The following is a 17,525-nucleotide window of genomic DNA, read 5'->3' on the forward strand; positions in this document are numbered from 1 at the left end:
AAAGATGAGAAAAAGAAAAAGTTGGCTGAGCGTATCCGCTCTGGGGTTGATGCTGCTGTCTTCCGGCTGCGGAAACGGCGGCGAACCGGCGGCGCAGGCTTCCGCCAGCGGCGAGTCGGGCGCGGGCGTAACGAAGATCGTGGTGGGGACGGGAACGGCTTTTCCGAAAGTGTGCTTTATCGACGAAAACGGCAAGCTGACCGGATTCGACGTGGAGCTGCTGCGCAAGATCGACGAGCTGCTGCCGCAGTACGAATTCGATTTTCAAACGATGGATTTCAGCAATCTGCTGCTCAGTCTGGAAACGGACAAAATCGATCTGGTCGCGCACGTGATGGAGAAAAATCCGGAGCGCGAGCAGAAATACCATTTCAACGCCGAAGCGTACGCGCACTGGCGCAACCGGATCGTCGTCGCCAAAACCAACGATTCGATCCGGTCGCTGGACGATCTCCAGGGCAAAAAGGTGCTGACCGGCGCGACGAGCGCCGAAGCGCAAATTCTCGAAAACTACAATAAAGAGCACGACAAAAAAATCGACATCGTATACCAGAGCGGCCAGGCCAACGACACGGTCAGCCAGCTGGTGTCCGGACGCGTCGACGCAACGATCGCGGCCGACTTCGTCGTGCCGGTGATCGATCCGCAGGGGCAGCTGAAGCAGGTGGGCGAAGAGCTGACGTCGGACGACGTGCTGTACGTGTTCCGCAAAGACGACGCCGACTCGGACAAGCTGTCCGACGCCATCGACGGAGCGGTCAAAGAACTCAAAGAAGACGGCACGCTGAGCAAGCTGAGCGTCGAATGGCTGGGCAGCGACGTAACGGGCGACCACGCAAAGTAAAGCCGGCGCACACTTTTACAAGGAAGAAAGGAGGATTTCGATGGGCGCGTCTTTTGACATCGGCTACGTGTTCTCGTTCCTGCCGAAGCTGCTGGACACGCTGGGCGTGACGCTTCTGATCGTGGCCGGTTCGCTGCTGACGGGGATCGTGGCCGGATTTCTGGTCGCGCTCCCCCGCATGTACAAAATCCCGGTGCTGCGCGCGCTGTCCGGCGTTTATCTGTCTTTTTTCCGGGGCACGCCGATTCTGATCCAGCTGTTCCTGTTCTATTACGGACTGCCGGAGCTGCTCAAGCCGCTGGGATTCGATCTCAGCCGCGCGCCGGTCATGCTGTTCGTTATTCTCGCTTACGGGCTGCACACCGGCGCATACGCGGCGGAGATGATCCGCGCCTCGGTCGAAGCGGTGGATCGCGGCCAGGTGGAAGCGGCTTACGCGGCGGGCATGACGCCTTATCAGGCGCTCTCGCGCATCGTGCTGCCGCAGGCGCTGGGCATCGCGGTGCCGGTGTTCTCGAACCTGGTCATCGCGCTGCTCAAAGACACGTCGCTGGCGTTTACGCTCGGCGTGATGGAGATGACGGGCAAAGCGCAGACGCTCGGCACGCTGACGCAGCATTTTGTCGAAACGTATATCGCTTTGGCGCTGATCTATCTGGTTATCAGTTTTACGCTGGAAAAAGTGCTGCTGGCGGCCGAACGGCGGTTGAACCGGCACGAAGCGCGCGAAGAACGGGTCGTCCGGCGGTTCGCGCTTGGAAAAAGGGGTTCGTACCGCGCCGCGTTGGCCGATATCGAGACCGGAAAAGGAGGCGGGATCTGATGCAGCTCGATATTTCGTTTATTTGGACGGCGTTCCGGCAGATCCTCGGCGCGATTCCGACGACCCTGTCCATTACGGCGGTGTCGGTGCTGGTCGGCTTCCTGATCGGGGCCGTTACGGCGCTCGCCCGATTGTACCGGGTGCCGGTGCTGTCGCAGGTCTCGTCGGCTTACGTCACGTTTATCCGCGGCACGCCGATGCTTACGCATCTGCTGCTGATCTATTTCGGCCTGCCGATGATTATCGACGGCCTGGCCGGGCACTTCGGCTGGAGCTTCCGCTCCGCGTCGATCCCGATGATCGGCTTTGCCTACATCTCGTTCTCGATTACGGCCGGCGCGTATATGTCGGAAGTGGTGCGCGCCGGACTGCTCGCCGTGGACAAAGGGCAGACGGAAGCCGCCCATTCGGTCGGCATGACGACGCCGCAGGCGCTGCGGCGGATCTTGTTTCCGCAGGCGCTGGCGGCCGCGCTGCCCAATCTGTCGAATTCGGTGATCGGCATGCTGCACGGTTCGACGCTCGCTTTTGCCGTATCGGTGGTCGATATCAACGCCAAAGCGCAGATCGTCGCTTCGACGAACTGGAAATTCTTCGAAGCGTATCTGGCCGCGGCGCTGATCTTCTGGGGGTTGACGGTCTTGATCGAACGGTCTTCGGCCTGGATCGAGAAACGGATCGGCGCATACAATCGGGGAGGTGTGGCATGATCGAACTCAAAAATATTTCCAAATCGTTCTGGCGCCACGAGGTGCTTCGCAATATTAATCTGAATGTCGAGACGGGGGAAGTCGTGGTCATTCTCGGTCCGAGCGGATCGGGCAAAACGACGCTGCTGCGCTGTGTGAATTATCTGGAGAAGCCGGCGGGCGGAGAGATCGCCGTCGGCGATTTCCGGATGGACTGCGCCCGGGCGAAGCGCGGCGACGTGCTGCGGCTGCGGCGCAAAACGGCGATGGTGTTCCAGCAGTACAATCTGTTCCGGCACAAAACGGCGCTGGAGAATGTGATGGAGGCGCTGCTCGTCGTCAAAAAGCTCCCGCCGAAAGAAGCGCGCGGCCGCAGCGTCTCGCTGCTGGAAAAAGTCGGGCTCGGCGACAAGCTGGACGCTTATCCGAGCCGGCTGTCCGGCGGCCAGCAGCAGCGCGTCGGCATCGCCCGGGCGCTGGCGCTGGAGCCGGAAGTGATCCTGTTCGACGAGCCGACGTCCGCGCTCGATCCCGAACTTGTCGGCGAAGTGCTGGAAGTCATCCGCAATATCGCCCGCGAAGGCATCACCATGATCGTGGTCACGCACGAAATGGGCTTTGCCCGCGACGTGGCGAACCGCGTCGTGTTTATGGACGGCGGAGTCGTCGTCGAGGAAGGGACGCCGGACGAAGTGTTTCAGCGGCCGCGCGAAGAGCGGACGAAGCAGTTTCTCCGGCGGATAACGCCGGAAGCCAATTACTCGATTTAGTCCCTTTTTATCCCCGTAGGAAAGGAGATCTGCTCAAATGACGCGAGACACGGAGAGTCCAAGCGCCGTTACCGGCGAAACGCAAGCGGGAGGGACCGAACGGTCCGCCGTGCCGACGCCCGAGCGCTGGATCGCGATCCGCCGGCATCTGCACCGCTATCCGGAGCTGTCGGGCGAGGAATACGGGACGACCGCTTATTTGCGCGAACAGCTGGAAGCCATCGGCGTGCGCATCGTCGATTACGGTCTCAAGACCGGCCTGATCGCCGAGATCGGCAGCGGCGAAGGGCCTATTGCGGCGCTGCGCGCGGATATCGACGCGCTGCCGATCCAAGAAGAGACCGGGCTGCCCTACGCCTCGGTCCATGACGGGCGCATGCACGCCTGCGGCCACGACTTTCACGCCGCGGCCCTGATCGGCGCGGCGCAGACGCTCAAGCTGCGCGAGAGCGGGCTGCCGGGCACGGTCCGGCTGCTGTTTCAGCCCGCCGAGGAGCGGGCCAAAGGCGCGAAGCAGCTGATTGAAGCCGGGGCGCTGAAAGGCGTCGGAGCGATTATCGGGCAGCACAACAAGCCCGACCTGCCGGTCGGCACGATCGGGATCTCGGCGGGGCCGATCATGGCGGCGTCGGACGGCTTTACGGTGACCGTCAAAGGCGCCGCCGCGCACGCGGCCGTGCCCGAGGCCGGCATCGATCCGATCGTCACGGCTTCGCATATCGTGACGGCGCTGCAAACGATCGCGGGCCGCAGCATCGGCGCGCACGAACGCGCGGTCGTCAGCGTAACCCAGATCCACGCGGGCAATACGTGGAACGTCATCCCCGATACGGCCGTGCTGCACGGCACGATCCGGTCGTTCGACGAAGACGTGCGCCGCGTCGTCAAAAAGCGCTTCGCGGAAATCGCCGGCGGCGTGGCCGCGGCTTTCGGGGCGGAAGCGTCCGTGCGCTGGAGCGGCGGTCCGCCGCCCGTCGTCAACGACGCCGAGCTGGCGCGGCTGGCCGAAGCTTCGGCCGAATCTCTCGGCCTGAAGGCGGCTGCCGGGATCACTTCGCCTGCCAGCGAAGACTTTTCTTTTTACCAGCGGGAAGTTCCCGGCTTGTTTCTGTTTGTCGGTACCTCCGGCAGCCGGGAATGGCATCATCCCGCCTTCGAACTGGACGAAGCGGCGCTGCCGGATGCCGCCGCGCTGCTGGCGGACGCGGCGGTCAGGGCGCTGGAGCATCTGGGGCGTAAAGCCGATTAGAAAAAACGGGACAGACGGATTGCAGCAAACAAGGAGGACGAAACCAATGAGCGAGTCGATCATCGAAGAGTTTTTGGAAACGGAGGTCCGTCTGCGGCGGGCGATCGAAGGGCTGGACGAAGAACGGTTAAGCTGGAAAGCGTCCCCGAACAGCTGGAGCGTCAAAGAAGTGCTCGGCCATCTGGTCGACCACAGCATCGTCGTGTCGTTCCGTATCCGCGCGGTACTGGCCGGAACGCAGGAGCGGCTGCCGGCATTCGCCCAGGACGCCTGGGTGGAAGGGCAGCATACGAACGAAGGCTCCGCGGCCGATATTCTGGAAGCATTCCATGCCGCGCTGCGGTATAACGGCCTGCTGCTGCGCCGGCTCGAACCGTCGGAGTGGGAGAAAAACGGCATAAACGCCCAGGGCGGTACAGTGAGTATCGCCGATATCGCGCGCGGCTTCTCCGCGCATGTGGAGCGCCATCTGGGACAGATCGACCGGATCAAGGCCGCGCAGGCGGAAGAGGCCGGGAAAGTGCGATAGCGGAAGCGAAACCTAAGAAAATAAACACAAAAAAGCCGACGGTTATCTGAATAACCGTCGGCTTCTCGTGTTCTTCGAATCGAGACGACAGGATTCGAACCTGCGGCCTCTTACTCCCGAAGCAAGCGCTCTACCAAGCTGAGCTACGTCTCGAAGAAATCATTTCTTACAAAACTAGATTATACGCTCTGCCTAACTTGCTGTCAAAGGTTTTTTTGTCCCCAGTATTTCGTTGCTTCCCACCCTGCCGGAGCGTATAATAAGCCACAAAATGAAACCCGTTTCACAAAAGGGTTCCCGCGGGAGGGATTGCATTGCGGCCGGTGACGGTATACGACATAGCCAGGGAAGCGAACGTATCGGTAGCCACGGTATCGAGAGTGCTCAACAATACGGCGCCCGTCAAGAAAGAAACGCGCGACCGGATCGTCGCGCTGATCAACAAGCACCAGTTTCAGCCGAACGCGCTCGCACGCAGCCTGACCCGCAAGGAAACCGGCATGATCGGGTTTATTCTGCCGGATATCACCAACCCGTTTTTTCCCGAAGTGCTGGCCGGTTTCGATCACGAAGCGCGCAAGCTCGGGTATACGTATTTCCTGTGCGATACGATCTCGACCAACGAAGAGAACGACCGGCTCTACGACCGCCAGTACGAGCGGGAATCGCAGTATCTGAGCCTGCTGATGGAGAAGCAGGTCGACGGCATCGTCATGATCGGCGGCCGGGTGGATCTGGCGAAGCCGGACGGCGCGCTGGTGCAGGAAGTGGAGGAAGCGTCCAAAAGGGTGCCCGTGCTGCTGCTGAACGGCAGCCTGCCGCGGACGAATCTGAACCGGATCGCGGCCGACCAGAAGTTCGGCGCGCAGCTCGCGGTGCAGCATTTGATCGAACTTGGGCATCGCGATATCGGGGTGATCGGCGGCTTCAACCATATGACCAACACTTTGCAGCGGCTGCAGGGATTCCGCGCGGCCATGAAGGAAGCGTCGCTTGACGTGCGCAAAGAATGGGTGCTGACCGGCGGTTTTTCCGTGGAAAAAGGGCAGGAGTTCACGGCCAAACTGCTGAATATGAAGCGACGTCCTTCGGCTATTTTCTGCATGAACGATCTGATGGCGATCGGCGCGCTCAAAGCGGCTCACCGCGCGGGCGTGAACGTGCCGGGCGAGCTGTCGCTGGTCGGCTACGACGATATTCCGCAGGCTTCGCACAGTATTCCGGAGCTGACGACCATCTCGCTGAATTCGCACGAAATCGGCCGCCAGGCGGCGCAAACGCTCGATAAAATGATCGCGGACCGCAAGGTTCCGCAGCACCAGACGGTCGTGCCCAGACTGGTGGCGCGCGAGACGACCGCTCCGCCGCGGCCGGCAAGCCCCGAATAATTTTACGACAAAAAAGGATTGACAACGTGAACGCGAGGGCTTATTCTTGATTCACAAGAAAGCCCTTACATTTTACGCAGGAATGAAACGGGTTTCATTACAAAACAGTTTGGACCAGGGAATCGGACCGGGATTATCGTTTTAACTCGTAAGAACGGGTTGAGAAGAAGATATAAGCCCCAATTTCGATTCCTTTTTGTCTATACGCAATGTAATCGGTTTCATAAGTACAGGGTTATCCAACGCGAAGGAGGGATTGCATTGTCCGTGTTAACCGAGAGGGAATCGAGCATGGAAATCGAGCGGAAGCGGTCCGGATCATGGTGGAAAAAAATGAAAAACAACCGTACGCTGCTGCTGATGTGCGTGCCGGCGGTCGCTTTTTTTATCGTATTCGCGTATCTGCCGATGCCCGGGCTGTATCTGGCGTTTATCAAGTACAACTACTCCGACGGCATTTTCCACAGTCCGTTCGTGGGCTTCGAGAACTTCCGCTTCCTCGTCATGACCGGCGATTTGTGGAAGCTCACCTTCAACACCGTCGCGTACAATCTGGCGTTTATCCTGCTGGGCAACGTGCTTCAGATTACGGTCGCGGTGCTGCTGAACGAAATGCGGGGCAAATGGTTCAAGAAAGTCTCGCAAACCCTGATGTTCCTGCCGCACTTTATCTCCGCCGTCCTGATCGGCCTGATCGCCTACAACATCCTCAGCTACGACTACGGCCTCCTGAACGGCATCCTGCAATCGCTGGGCATGGAGCCGCTGAAAGTGTACTCCACGCCTAACGCCTGGCCGTTCATCATCGTGCTCACCTACCTCTGGCAGTCTACCGGCTACGGCTCCATCGTTTACTTTGCCGCTATTATGGGTCTCGACAACGAGATCGTGGAAGCGGCGGAGATCGACGGGGCGAACGCTTTTCAGCGCATCCGGCATATCGTGCTCCCGTGGCTCAAACCGACCTTCATCATCCTGCTGCTGTTCTCGCTCGGCGGTATTCTCAAAGGCAACTTCGGCCTGATCTACAACCTGGTCGGAGCCAACAACACGGCGCTGTACGCCACCACCGATATTATCGAGACTTACGTGTTCCGCTCGCTGATGACCAACTTCAACTTCTCGCTGGGCAGCGCGGTGAGCCTGTATCAGTCGCTGTTCGGTTTCGTGATCGTGCTGACCGCCAACTGGCTGGTGCGCAAGCTGTCGCCGGAGAATTCACTTTTTTAAAAGGAGGAGGATTATACGATGGGCGTTATGGACGAAAAAATGCAAAGCACCCGCAAAACCACGGACCGAAGCAGTCTGGTGATCCGGGGCATCAGCTATATCTGTATCGGCGGATTCGCGCTGTGCTGCCTGCTGCCGTTCCTGCTCGTACTCGGCACCTCCTTCACTTCGGAAGCTGCCGTCAAGAAATTCGGGTTTAACTTCTGGCCGAGGGAATTCAGCACGTTCGCCTATAAGATCGTTCTGGAGAATCCCGCCCAGATCCTCGGTTCGTACGCGGTTACACTGGGCATCACGATCGTCGGAACCGCGGTCGGCCTGCTGATCGTCGCGATGACCGGTTACGCGCTGCAGCGTCCCGACTTTCTTTTCCGCAACAAAATCTCGTTCTTCATCTACTTCACGACGCTGTTCTCCGGCGGACTCGTTCCGTTCTACCTGCTGGTGACGCAGTATCTGCACCTCAAAGACAATTATCTCGCGGTGCTGCTGCCGGGTCTGCTCAGTCCGTTCCTGATTATCATGATGAAAAGTTTCGTCAGCTCCATCCCGCACGCCATTACCGAATCGGCCAAGATCGACGGAGCCGGCGATTTTACCATCTTCGTCAAACTGATCCTGCCGATGACGACGCCGGCGCTGGCGACTATCGGACTCTTTATCGCGCTGGGCTACTGGAACGAATGGTACAACTCCATGCTGTTCCTGTCGGCCGATATGCAGTACAGGCCGCTCCAGCTCTATCTGTACAACGTGGTCACCAAAGCCGACGCGATCCGCAACTCGGCCGCCGCTTCCAATGTGCCGCTGAGCGACGTGCCGATCGAAACGATGAAGATGGCGATCGCCGTCGTCGCGACGGGGCCGGTTATTCTGTTCTACCCGTTCGTGCAGCGTTACTTTATCAAGGGCATCACGGTGGGCGCGGTCAAAGGTTGAGCGTTCCCCGTTAAATAAAGCGCGTGTCCGGCTGGCGGATTTTCTCGCAAAAAGATATCGGATCGCCGACCGTGCGCGTTTCAAGCCACCCGATTGCGAATAGTTTGGCCGGTATACACATTCAAAGGGGGTAACCAGATGTTCAGATGGAAAAAAGCGGCGTCCCTGCTGCTCAGCGCGATGCTGCTGATCGCCCTGACGGCATGCGGAGGAAGCGGCAAATCGTCGTCCGCCGGAGCAACAAACGATGACGGCACGCCGGATACGTCGAAGTTCGTCAAGATCAGCTACGTGGTGCTCGGCGACAAACCGACCAACGGGCAGTTCGAGAAAGTGATGGAAAAAGTCAATGCGATCATGAAAGAAAAGATCAACGCCGAGCTGGAATGGAAATGGGTCGAATGGGCCGATTGGCAAACCAAGTACAATCTGCTGCTCGCTTCCGGCGAACCCGTGGACCTGATTACGATCGGCACCGACTGGCTGGATACATGGGCGAACGCGCAGCGCGGAGCTTTTACGAACCTCGACGACCTGCTGCCGAAATACGCGCCGGAGACATGGAAATCCATCCCGGAAGAAGATTGGAACGAAAGCAAGTACAACGACAAGATCGTCCTGATCCCTGAAAACGATTACACGCAGTGGGTCAACCACGGGTTCTTCTATCGGGGCGACTGGGCGAAAGAAGCGGGCCTTACCCAGCCGATCACCAACTGGGAGCAGATCGGCCAGTATCTCCAATACATCAAAGACAATAAACCGGACGTGATTCCGTGGGATATGGCGTCGGGCGCGCAAACCTGGGGCGGTTACGTTCAATCGTACACGGACAACCTGGAACTGCCGATCTCGACAGGATATATGCCGGTCTTCACCGCGCAGTCCAACGACGAGAAGTACACGGTCGCCGAACCGGTATTCAGCGATACGATGCTCGACTACGCGAAGCTGATGAAAGAGTGGGCGGACAAAGGCTACTGGCGCGAAGACGCCCTGAACAACAAGAACGACAACCGGGTCGCGCTCAAAGCGGGACTGTCCGGCCTCGACCAGCACCATACGCAGACGTTCTCCACGCTGCGGGTCGAAATGGACAAAGCGCAGCCGGGTTCGGACCTGCAAATGTTCGCGTTCAACACGACGGGCGGCAAAAACCTGATGGAGCTGTCGATTACGCACGGCGGCACCTCGCTCGGCGCGCACAGCAAAAATCCGGAACGCGCGCTGATGGCTTACGACCTCATCCGCAACAACGAAGAAATTTACCACCTGCTCAACTACGGCATGGAAGGCGTGCAGTACGAGCTCAAAGACGGCAAGCGGACGCTGCCGGAAGGCTACGACCAGACGCGCGACCAGTTCTATTCCGACTTCTGGGGCGGCCGCATGGACAAATTCGAGATTCCGAGCGACACGACGTGGGACAAGATCGATACGGTCTACGCCGAGTACGACAAGATCAAGATTCCGTATCCGTACGGACAATTCGTATTCGACAAAACGCCGGTTGAAAGCGAACTGACCGCGATCTCGCAGGTGACGGGCGAACTCGGTCCGGCGATCAACTTCGGCAAAGTGTCCGATCCGGTCAAAGCCGTCGAAGAATTCCGCGCCAAGCTCAAAACGGCCGGCTACGACAAATTCAAAGCCGAACTGCAAAAGCAGCTCGACGCGTATAAAGCGAAGATGGACGCGCAGCAGTAAAAGGCCGCGGGACGCAAAGCGATTCCAAAGCGTCGGTACGGTCCGTACCAAGATTCAAAAACGATACACGCCTCCGATCCCGCTTATGGGAATTCGGGGGCTTTTTTCTAAAAGGCGGCAGGCTGGACCGATCCGGACAAAACGAACATACGAACTTTCCGAGCCGTGTTATACTGATGGCGTAAACAAGAAGGAGAGATACATAATGGAAAAGATGCGTCCGGAAGAGTATATGGAGAAGCTGAAAGAAGCGTTCGAGACGGTGCTGCCCATCGTTCAGGATGTATTTCCGCTCGACGTGATGTTTGCGCTGACGGACACCGAGAAATTCCGCGCCTATCTGCCGGGCAAAGAAGTGGCGATTCCGATGCGTCCGGATATGCCGATCCCGCCCCGAAGCGGTATTCGCGGCGCGCTCGACGAAATGCGGACGATCAGCGCAAATCTGGGCGAAGAAGTGTACGGCACGGCGTTCAAATCGGTCTCGAAGCCGCTTCGCGACGAGTCGGGGCAGGCCGCCGGCGTATTGACGCTGGGAATCAGCCTGAAAAATCAGCAAATTCTCGACGGCGCGGCGGAACACCTGGCTCAAAGCTCGGGCGAAGTCCGCACGGCGACCCACGATATTGCGCAGACGGCGACCGATCTGGCGTCGGAGATCGGCACGCTAAAAGAAATCGGCCAGAGCGTAGTGTCCGAACTCAAGAAAACCGACGATATTCTGCGTTTTATCAAGGAAGTATCGGAAAACTCCACGCTGCTCGGCATCAATGCTTCGATCGAAGCGGCTCATGCGGGCGAGCAGGGCCGGGGCTTCGGCGTCGTCGCCAAAGAAATTCGCAAAATGGCCGAATCCAGCGCCGCTTCGGCGCGGCAGATCGAGCAGATCCTGGCCACGATCCAGAACCGTATCCAGATGCTGGACGACACGCTCGGCCGCTGCGCCGCGCAGAGCGAGCATCAGGCCGCGGCCACCGAAGAGATTGCCGCTTCGATGGAACAGCTGGCCGAATCGGCGGCGGAGATCAAAAGTATCGCGAAGCTGCTGTGAAGAGGACGAATATGAGAAACGGTAAAAAACGCCGGGCGCCGGTGTCTGCGGCGGGCGCTGCAAAGCCGGTTATCACGCTGGACGGGGTCGGCCGCAGCTACGGCGCGCGCATGATTCTGTCCGAAGTGTCGCTGTCCGTCGACCGGGGAGAAAGCGTCATTCTGCGCGGAAGCAACGGGTCCGGCAAAAGCACGCTGCTCAAGCTGGCGGCGGGAATTATTGCGCCGAGCTCGGGGACGGTGGTCAAAGCGTCGCCCGGCTTAACCTTCGGCTTCGCGCCGGACCGGCTGCCCAGGCTGCGCATGACGTCCGAAGAATACCTGACGCATATGGGCCGAATCGCCGGCCTGCCGCGCACGTCTCTGCGCCGGCGGATCGAAGAGCTGCACAGTCTGCTGGATCTGCCGTCCGGCAGTCTTTCGATGCTGATCCATTATTCCAAAGGCATGCTGCAAAAAGTCAATCTGATGCAGGCCTGCCTGGGGCAGCCGGAACTGCTGCTGCTCGACGAACCGTTCTCGGGCCTCGATCCCGATTCGTCCGACAAACTGCTGACGCTGCTGCACGGCATGCGCGCGCAGGGCGCGGCGGTTATTGCCGCGCTGCACGATCCGCTTCCGTCCTGGGAAGCGGTCAGCGCGACTTACCGTCTGCGCGAGGGGCGGCTTGTCCGTGAAGATTCGGACGATCGCCGGCAGGAGCGGCACGTCCCCGTCTTCTACGAACTGGACGGACTGCTGCCCGAAGCTTCGCGTGGGGCGCTGGCCCGGGATTTTCCGCAGGCCGAATGGTCGGCCGCCGGAAACGTGCTGCGCGTCCATCTTCCGGCGGAAGCCTGCGAAGCGTTTATGGGCGGCTTCTGGTCGGCGGGCGGCACGCTGCTGTCGCTGAAGCGAAAGGAGGAGATGCCGTGATTGCGCTGCTGGAGTATTTGCACCGGTGTTTTATCCGCTCTTACCGCTACGGGGCGCCGACTTTTATTTATCTCGCGATCCTGCTGCTGGTATATACGACCGGGTCCAACCCGGTGATGGACAGCTACGCGTTCTCGTCTTCGATGCTGTTCGTGACGGCCGCCGCGATCGGCTGCCTGATGATCGACGTCGAAGCCGCCAATCAGGAGATGGCGACGCTGACGCATGCCCGCAGCCTGGTCCGGCTGAGCGCGGCCAAACTGCTGTATGCCTGGCTCTTCGCTTCCGCGCTGGGATTGTTCGCCGTGCTGTATCCGGCTTTACTCGGGCGCTTCGACCGGCTGCCCGGTTTCGAAGAGCTGGGAATAGGCCTGCTGTATCACATCGCCCTGGCCGGACTCGGCGTTTCGCTGGCGGGCTGGTTTTCCGCCAAGCTGTTCGAATCGCGCTTCTACGCCATGCTTGCGCTGTGCGCCTGGATCGCGCTGGCTTTCGGCTCGCGCGGCATCGCCGGCGCGCTGCCGGACAGCCTGGACTGGCTGACGGTTCTGCTGCCGCCGGTGCACCCGGCGCTGCACGCGCTGACGTTCTACGCCGAGCTGAGCTCAGGCGCCAAATGGCTGCCGATCAGCGCCGCGCTGCTGTACGCCGGAGTATCGGCGGGGTTGATGCTTGCGGCACTGCATAAGCGCAGGCTGGATTACCCGGGCGGCGAGTGAGCGCCGCAGACGGGGAACAGCGGTAGCGCCGTGTGAACGATAAAACAAGACGAACGAGCAATAAGCCGATCCCTGGAGGATCGGCTTATTGCTGTCGAGAAAGACGGGTAGGGTTCCCCAACGGAAAATAGCGGCACAGGTACACTTATTTGGGGCGGAAATCTTCGATTTCTTCAAATAGCGACACTGATGCAACTATTCGGGAGCCAAAGGCCGAATCGAAGCGAAAAAGCTCGGAATAAGGGTATGATCGCCGTTATTTTCTCGAAAATGTAAGTTTAAGCCTGAATAAGGGCCTATACGCAGCTATTTGGATTCGTCCTGCCGCTCGCTTTAGTTTAGGTTTACACCCAATCGTTTCTCGACAATCTGAAACCGATCCCTGGAGGATCGGCTTATTTGTTGGGCTTATGGGCGCGGCGGGATAAGCCCGAATACAGCCCGTGCCCGGCGTCCGGCAGTCTTACCCCCGCAGCTTTTTCGCCCGTTCCTCGTCTTCCGCCGCAATCTCCCGACGCCACTGGTCGAGTTCCGGCAGCACGCGGCCGGTCATGACGCAGTGGACGTACAGCGACTCGCGCAGATCGACGTAATCTTTGTCGTAGCCGACTTCGATCAGTTCCTTTGTCACCTGCGGAGCCTGTTCGGAACCGATCCGGCACAGCGCGTCGGCCAGTTTGGTAATGCGGGTGAAGTTTTCTTCTTTTTCCAGCAGAGCGATCAGCGCTTCTTCCGAAGCGGGCAGCAGGATGCGCGACAGGATGTCGATCATGCTGAGCAGCAGGAAGCCGTCTTTCTCTTCGCCGTACATCTGCACCAGCTTCTCGACCACTTCGTCGCTGCCGACCCGAACGAGCGCGTCCGCGGCCTGCTCGGCGAGCAGATCGTTGTCGGATTTGAGCGCGTCGTAGAACAGCGGCAGCGCGTACGAAATCTTCAGCCGGCCCGCCGCCTGCACCAGATACACGGCGCGCACGGAATTCGGTTCTTTCGTATACAGCTCCTGCAGCTCGTCGATCGTTTCGCGCGGTTTCAGCACTTCGCGCTCGATCAGCTCGCCCACGAGAAAATCCAGTTTGTCGTAGTCGATATCGCCGTAATCCAGCCCGCTGCTTTTTGCCGTTTCTTCATTAAAAAGCTTGCGCGCCCATTCGTCGGCCAGACCGGACACGCGCACGCGCTCCGCCGCTTCTTCGTGCCAGTCTTCATCCAGCGATTCGATCTGTTCCAGCACCGGCTTGAGCAGATCGGGATCACTGCCGAGCAGCATGCGGGACAGGAAGGTGCGGGCGTTGCCCGTCACCAGTCCGGCTTTCAGCAGATGCAGCATGGCCTGGACGGTGATCTTCGTTTGCGGAAAAGCGGCGGCCCGGTGCAGATACACGTCTTCTTTGCGCGGGGCGGCGACCAATTTCTCCAGCACGAGCGCGGAAATATCCTGCGGGTATTTATAAGTCTCGGCCAAAAACCGGATCGCCGCGTTGCTGACAAGCGGGTCGGCATGCGTGATAAACGGTTTGACCTGTTCGGGTGTAAACATCTCTGTATTCCTCCTAAAAAAACGTACGTGCGTCGAATGCGCCTACCAGTATACCACAGCCGCGTCTTTTTGCATCGGCAAACGGAGCTGAATCATTGACTTTTGCATTTTGTTTTCTATATAATATGGGCATTGAATGCGTAAAAAAGCAGATCTACTCGTCGATGATGAGGAGCAGTAGGCAGGGGGGCGTTACCCCAGAGAGTCGGCGGTTGGTGCAAGCCGGCAGCGAACCCTGCGCGAACTCGCCTCGGAGATATGCGGACAGATGGCGGCCACCGGTCAACGGAAGGCGCGCGTCCAGCCGCATCGGCTCATCCCCGGTAACGGATGCTTGAGTGAGCGGCAGACGAAGCACGTTTTTGCCGTTAACTAGGGTGGTACCACGGGAAGCAGCGCCTCTCGTCCCTAGCGATAACAACGCTATGGACGGGGGGCTTTTTTGATTTTCCGAGCGATTCAGGCAGACAAATAGGGAGTACGAAGGGACAGATGAAGATGAGCGACAAGACCGAACAGGCCGCAGCCGTTTCGCACGGCTACCGCGCCCAGCAGATCGAACCGAAATGGCAGAAGAAGTGGGACGAACAGAAAACGTTTAAAACCGACGATACAGACCGCGACAAACCGAAATTTTACGCGATGGACATGTTCCCGTATCCGTCCGGCGCGGGGCTGCACGTCGGTCACCCGGAAGGGTATACGGCGACGGATATCGTGTCCCGCTACAAACGGATGCGCGGCTTCAACGTGCTGCACCCGATGGGCTGGGACGCGTTCGGCCTGCCGGCCGAGCAGTACGCGATCGACAACGGCGGGCATCCGCGCGAGTTTACGCTGAAAAATATCGACAACTTCCGGCGGCAGATCAAATCGCTTGGTTTCTCGTACGACTGGGACCGCGAGATCAGCACGACGGATCCGGATTATTATAAATGGACGCAGTGGATCTTCCTGCAGCTGTACAAGCGCGATCTGGCTTACGTGGCGGAAATTCCGGTCAACTGGTGTCCGGCGCTCGGCACGGTGCTGGCGAACGAAGAAGTCATCGACGGCAAAAGCGAGCGCGGCGGCCATCCGGTCATCCGTCGGCCGATGCGCCAGTGGATGCTGAGAATCACCGCTTACGCCGATCGTCTGCTCGAAGATCTCGAAGAGCTGGACTGGCCGGAAAGCCTCAAAGACATGCAGCGCAACTGGATCGGCAAGTCCAAAGGCGCGGAAGTCACGTTCCAGGTGGAAGGCACGGACGCAAGCATATCGGTGTTCACGACCCGCCCGGATACGCTGTACGGCGCGACGTACTGCGTGCTGGCGCCGGAGCATCCGCTGGTGGAGTCGATCACGACCGAGCACGAGAAAGCGGCGGTTCAGGCGTATCAGGAAAAAGCGTCGCATAAAAGCGATCTGGAGCGCACCGATCTCAACAAAGACAAAAGCGGCGTGTTCACGGGCGCGTACGCGGTCAATCCGGTCAACGGAGCGAAGCTGCCGATCTGGATCGCCGACTATGTCCTGGCCGCTTACGGCACGGGCGCGATCATGGCCGTTCCGGGCCACGATACGCGCGACTGGGAATTCGCCAAGAAGTTCGGCATCCAGATCATCGAAGTCGTCAAAGGCGGCGATATCGACAAAGAAGCGTACACGGGCGAAGGCGAGCACGTCAACTCGGGCTTCCTGGACGGGCTGAACAAAGAAGACGGTATCGCGCGCATGATCCAGTGGTTGGAAGAAGGCGGCAAAGGCGAAGGCAAAACGACTTACCGTCTGCGCGACTGGTTGTTCAGCCGCCAGCGCTACTGGGGCGAGCCGATTCCGATCCTCCATCTGGAAGACGGAAGCATGAAAGCCGTGCCGGAAGACAGTCTGCCGCTGCTGCTGCCGGACATGCAGGAGATCAAGCCGTCGGGCACGGGCGAATCGCCACTTGCGAACGCGACCGATTGGGTTAACACGACCGATCCGGAAACGGGTCTCAAAGCGCGCCGCGAAACGAATACGATGCCGCAGTGGGCGGGAAGCTGCTGGTACTACCTGCGTTATATCGATCCGAAGAACGACAACGAGATCTGCGCGAAAGACAAACTGGAATACTGGATGCCGGTCGATCTGTATATCGGCGGCGCGGAGCATGCGGTCCTGCATCTGCTGTACGCCCGCTTCTGGCACAAAGTGCTGTACGATATCGGCGCGGTCAACACCAAAGAGCCGTTCCAGCGCCTCATCAACCAGGGCATGATTCTGGGACCGAACAACGAGAAAATGAGCAAATCGCGAGGCAACGTTATCAACCCGGACGAGATCGTGAATGAATTCGGCGCGGACACGCTGCGTATTTACGAAATGTTTATGGGTCCGCTGGAAGCGACCAAACCTTGGAATACGAACGGCGTGGAAGGTTCGCACCGCTTCCTGGCCCGCGTGTACCGCATGTTCGTCGAAGACGGCGGCGCGCTGAGCGCGAAGATTTCCGATACGGCAGAAGGAACCGACGAGTTCAAACGCACCTGGCACAAAACGGTCAAAAAAGTGACCGAAGACATGGAAGCCCTGCGCTTCAACACGGCGATCAGCCAGCTGATGATCTTTACCAACGACGCGTACAAGCAGGAAACGCTGCCGCGCAAAGCGATGGAAGACTTTATCCAGCTGCTGTCCCCGCTCGCGCCGCATATCGCGGAAGAGCTGTGGGAGAAGATGGGCCGCGGCGACAGCCTGACTTACGCGGCCTGGCCGGAATTCGACGAAGCATGGACGACGGAATCCGAAGTCGAGATCGTCGTGCAGGTGGGCGGCAAGATCGTGCAGCGCGCCAACGTACAGAAAGACTGGGACGCCAAAGCGCTGGAAGAACACGCGCTGAGTCTGGAGAACGTGCAAAAAGCGCTGGCCGGCAAAACGATCCGCAAAGTGATCGCGGTACCGGGCAAGCTGGTGAATATCGTCGCGAACTGATCGTTTGAACGATGCGCGGCAAACGTGCCGGATTACCGGGATAAACCGGGCCGCCGGGCGCGAGTACCAAAAGCAGACCGGCGGAAGCGGGCTCTGCGGCTGGCCGAATCCAGCACAAGGCATAAGCTCGACCGCGGGCAAAAAGGCGACGCGTCGCTTTTTTGCCCGCCTGCGT

15 protein-coding genes, 1 tRNA gene and 1 other annotated feature are annotated in these 17,525 nt (G+C 59.3%); of the genes, 14 read left to right on the plus strand and 2 right to left on the minus strand.

The features are described 5' to 3' along the window. Positions 1-4: 4 nt before the first annotated feature. The 6 genes from QWJ34_RS05035 to QWJ34_RS05060 are packed head-to-tail and all read left to right on the plus strand — an operon-like array spanning position 5 to position 4,904. The gene (locus QWJ34_RS05035; protein WP_302725983.1) at positions 5-844 is read left to right on the plus strand and encodes a transporter substrate-binding domain-containing protein; all 840 of its coding nucleotides are present in this window, start codon (positions 5-7) and stop codon (positions 842-844) included. A 40-nt stretch (positions 845-884) separates the two neighbouring features. Beyond that, complete coding sequence (locus QWJ34_RS05040; RefSeq protein ID WP_302725984.1) at positions 885-1,667, plus strand: amino acid ABC transporter permease; 783 nt, start codon at positions 885-887, stop codon at positions 1,665-1,667. Further along, a complete protein-coding gene (locus QWJ34_RS05045) occupies positions 1,667-2,377 on the plus strand; it encodes an amino acid ABC transporter permease (protein ID WP_302725985.1) in 711 nt (236 codons plus the stop codon). Before QWJ34_RS05040 ends, QWJ34_RS05045 begins: the two co-directional genes overlap by 1 nt. After that, complete coding sequence (locus QWJ34_RS05050; RefSeq protein ID WP_302725986.1) at positions 2,374-3,126, plus strand: amino acid ABC transporter ATP-binding protein; 753 nt, start codon at positions 2,374-2,376, stop codon at positions 3,124-3,126. Before QWJ34_RS05045 ends, QWJ34_RS05050 begins: the two co-directional genes overlap by 4 nt. A gap of 37 nt (positions 3,127-3,163) precedes the next feature. After that, a complete protein-coding gene (locus QWJ34_RS05055; RefSeq protein ID WP_302725987.1) occupies positions 3,164-4,375 on the plus strand; it encodes an amidohydrolase in 1,212 nt (403 codons plus the stop codon). 46 nt (positions 4,376-4,421) lie between these two features. Beyond that, positions 4,422-4,904, plus strand: coding sequence for a DinB family protein (locus QWJ34_RS05060; RefSeq protein WP_302725988.1), 483 nt, complete (start codon positions 4,422-4,424; stop codon positions 4,902-4,904). A gap of 79 nt (positions 4,905-4,983) precedes the next feature. On the opposite strand, the gene QWJ34_RS05065 is transcribed toward QWJ34_RS05060, so the two are convergent. Continuing rightward, a tRNA-Pro gene (locus tag QWJ34_RS05065) sits at positions 4,984-5,057 on the minus strand. Positions 5,058-5,227: 170 nt separating this feature from the next. Between QWJ34_RS05065 and QWJ34_RS05070 the strand changes: the two genes are divergently transcribed. The 7 genes from QWJ34_RS05070 (at position 5,228) to QWJ34_RS05100 (ending at position 12,852) form a co-directional block, all read left to right on the plus strand. Beyond that, positions 5,228-6,292: a substrate-binding domain-containing protein gene (locus QWJ34_RS05070; protein WP_368046351.1), complete on the plus strand. Its 1,065-nt coding sequence runs from the start codon at positions 5,228-5,230 to the stop codon at positions 6,290-6,292. A gap of 291 nt (positions 6,293-6,583) precedes the next feature. Continuing rightward, the gene (locus tag QWJ34_RS05075) at positions 6,584-7,522 is read left to right on the plus strand and encodes an ABC transporter permease (RefSeq protein ID WP_302726690.1); all 939 of its coding nucleotides are present in this window, start codon (positions 6,584-6,586) and stop codon (positions 7,520-7,522) included. 39 nt (positions 7,523-7,561) lie between these two features. Further along, on the plus strand, positions 7,562-8,461 hold the full coding sequence (locus tag QWJ34_RS05080; RefSeq protein ID WP_302726692.1) for a carbohydrate ABC transporter permease: 900 nt from the start codon (positions 7,562-7,564) through the stop codon (positions 8,459-8,461). Between the two features lie 138 nt (positions 8,462-8,599). Further along, positions 8,600-10,168, plus strand: a complete 1,569-nt coding sequence (locus tag QWJ34_RS05085) for an ABC transporter substrate-binding protein (protein WP_302725990.1) — start codon at positions 8,600-8,602, stop codon at positions 10,166-10,168. Between the two features lie 205 nt (positions 10,169-10,373). Continuing rightward, positions 10,374-11,219, plus strand: a complete 846-nt coding sequence (locus QWJ34_RS05090) for a methyl-accepting chemotaxis protein (RefSeq protein ID WP_302725991.1) — start codon at positions 10,374-10,376, stop codon at positions 11,217-11,219. An 11-nt stretch (positions 11,220-11,230) separates the two neighbouring features. Continuing rightward, complete coding sequence (locus QWJ34_RS05095; protein WP_302725992.1) at positions 11,231-12,133, plus strand: ATP-binding cassette domain-containing protein; 903 nt, start codon at positions 11,231-11,233, stop codon at positions 12,131-12,133. Next, positions 12,130-12,852 carry a hypothetical protein gene (locus QWJ34_RS05100; protein ID WP_302725993.1) on the plus strand — a complete coding sequence of 241 codons (723 nt, stop codon included), beginning with the start codon at positions 12,130-12,132 and terminating at the stop codon, positions 12,850-12,852. The genes QWJ34_RS05095 and QWJ34_RS05100 overlap by 4 nt, the downstream gene beginning before the upstream one ends. 463 nt (positions 12,853-13,315) lie before the next feature. On the opposite strand, the gene QWJ34_RS05105 is transcribed toward QWJ34_RS05100, so the two are convergent. Continuing rightward, positions 13,316-14,392: a HEAT repeat domain-containing protein gene (locus tag QWJ34_RS05105; RefSeq protein WP_302725994.1), complete on the minus strand. Its 1,077-nt coding sequence runs from the start codon at positions 14,390-14,392 to the stop codon at positions 13,316-13,318. Between the two features lie 155 nt (positions 14,393-14,547). Continuing rightward, positions 14,548-14,805, plus strand: a binding site (T-box leader). An 85-nt stretch (positions 14,806-14,890) separates the two neighbouring features. Here QWJ34_RS05105 and leuS point away from each other — a divergent pair. Beyond that, entirely contained in the window at positions 14,891-17,350 is a 2,460-nt protein-coding gene (gene leuS, locus QWJ34_RS05110; RefSeq protein WP_302725995.1) for a leucine--tRNA ligase, read from the plus strand. Positions 17,351-17,525: the final 175 nt, after the last annotated feature.

This window comes from Saccharibacillus sp. CPCC 101409 (assembly GCF_030518235.1).
Lineage (GTDB): Bacteria > Bacillota > Bacilli > Paenibacillales > Paenibacillaceae > Saccharibacillus.

Coding starts and splice junctions, on each gene's coding strand:
- QWJ34_RS05060 (WP_302725988.1), top strand. CDS start 4,422: ATGAGCGAGTCGATCATCGAAGAGTTTTTGGAAACGGAGGTCCGTCTG.
- QWJ34_RS05055 (WP_302725987.1), top strand. CDS start 3,164: ATGACGCGAGACACGGAGAGTCCAAGCGCCGTTACCGGCGAAACGCAA.
- QWJ34_RS05045 (WP_302725985.1), top strand. CDS start 1,667: ATGCAGCTCGATATTTCGTTTATTTGGACGGCGTTCCGGCAGATCCTC.
- QWJ34_RS05035 (WP_302725983.1), top strand. CDS start 5: ATGAGAAAAAGAAAAAGTTGGCTGAGCGTATCCGCTCTGGGGTTGATG.
- QWJ34_RS05095 (WP_302725992.1), top strand. CDS start 11,231: ATGAGAAACGGTAAAAAACGCCGGGCGCCGGTGTCTGCGGCGGGCGCT.
- leuS (WP_302725995.1), top strand. CDS start 14,891: ATGAGCGACAAGACCGAACAGGCCGCAGCCGTTTCGCACGGCTACCGC.
- QWJ34_RS05085 (WP_302725990.1), top strand. CDS start 8,600: ATGTTCAGATGGAAAAAAGCGGCGTCCCTGCTGCTCAGCGCGATGCTG.
- QWJ34_RS05080 (WP_302726692.1), top strand. CDS start 7,562: ATGCAAAGCACCCGCAAAACCACGGACCGAAGCAGTCTGGTGATCCGG.
- QWJ34_RS05075 (WP_302726690.1), top strand. CDS start 6,584: ATGGAAATCGAGCGGAAGCGGTCCGGATCATGGTGGAAAAAAATGAAA.
- QWJ34_RS05050 (WP_302725986.1), top strand. CDS start 2,374: ATGATCGAACTCAAAAATATTTCCAAATCGTTCTGGCGCCACGAGGTG.
- QWJ34_RS05040 (WP_302725984.1), top strand. CDS start 885: ATGGGCGCGTCTTTTGACATCGGCTACGTGTTCTCGTTCCTGCCGAAG.
- QWJ34_RS05105 (WP_302725994.1), bottom strand. CDS start 14,392: ATGTTTACACCCGAACAGGTCAAACCGTTTATCACGCATGCCGACCCG.
- QWJ34_RS05090 (WP_302725991.1), top strand. CDS start 10,374: ATGGAAAAGATGCGTCCGGAAGAGTATATGGAGAAGCTGAAAGAAGCG.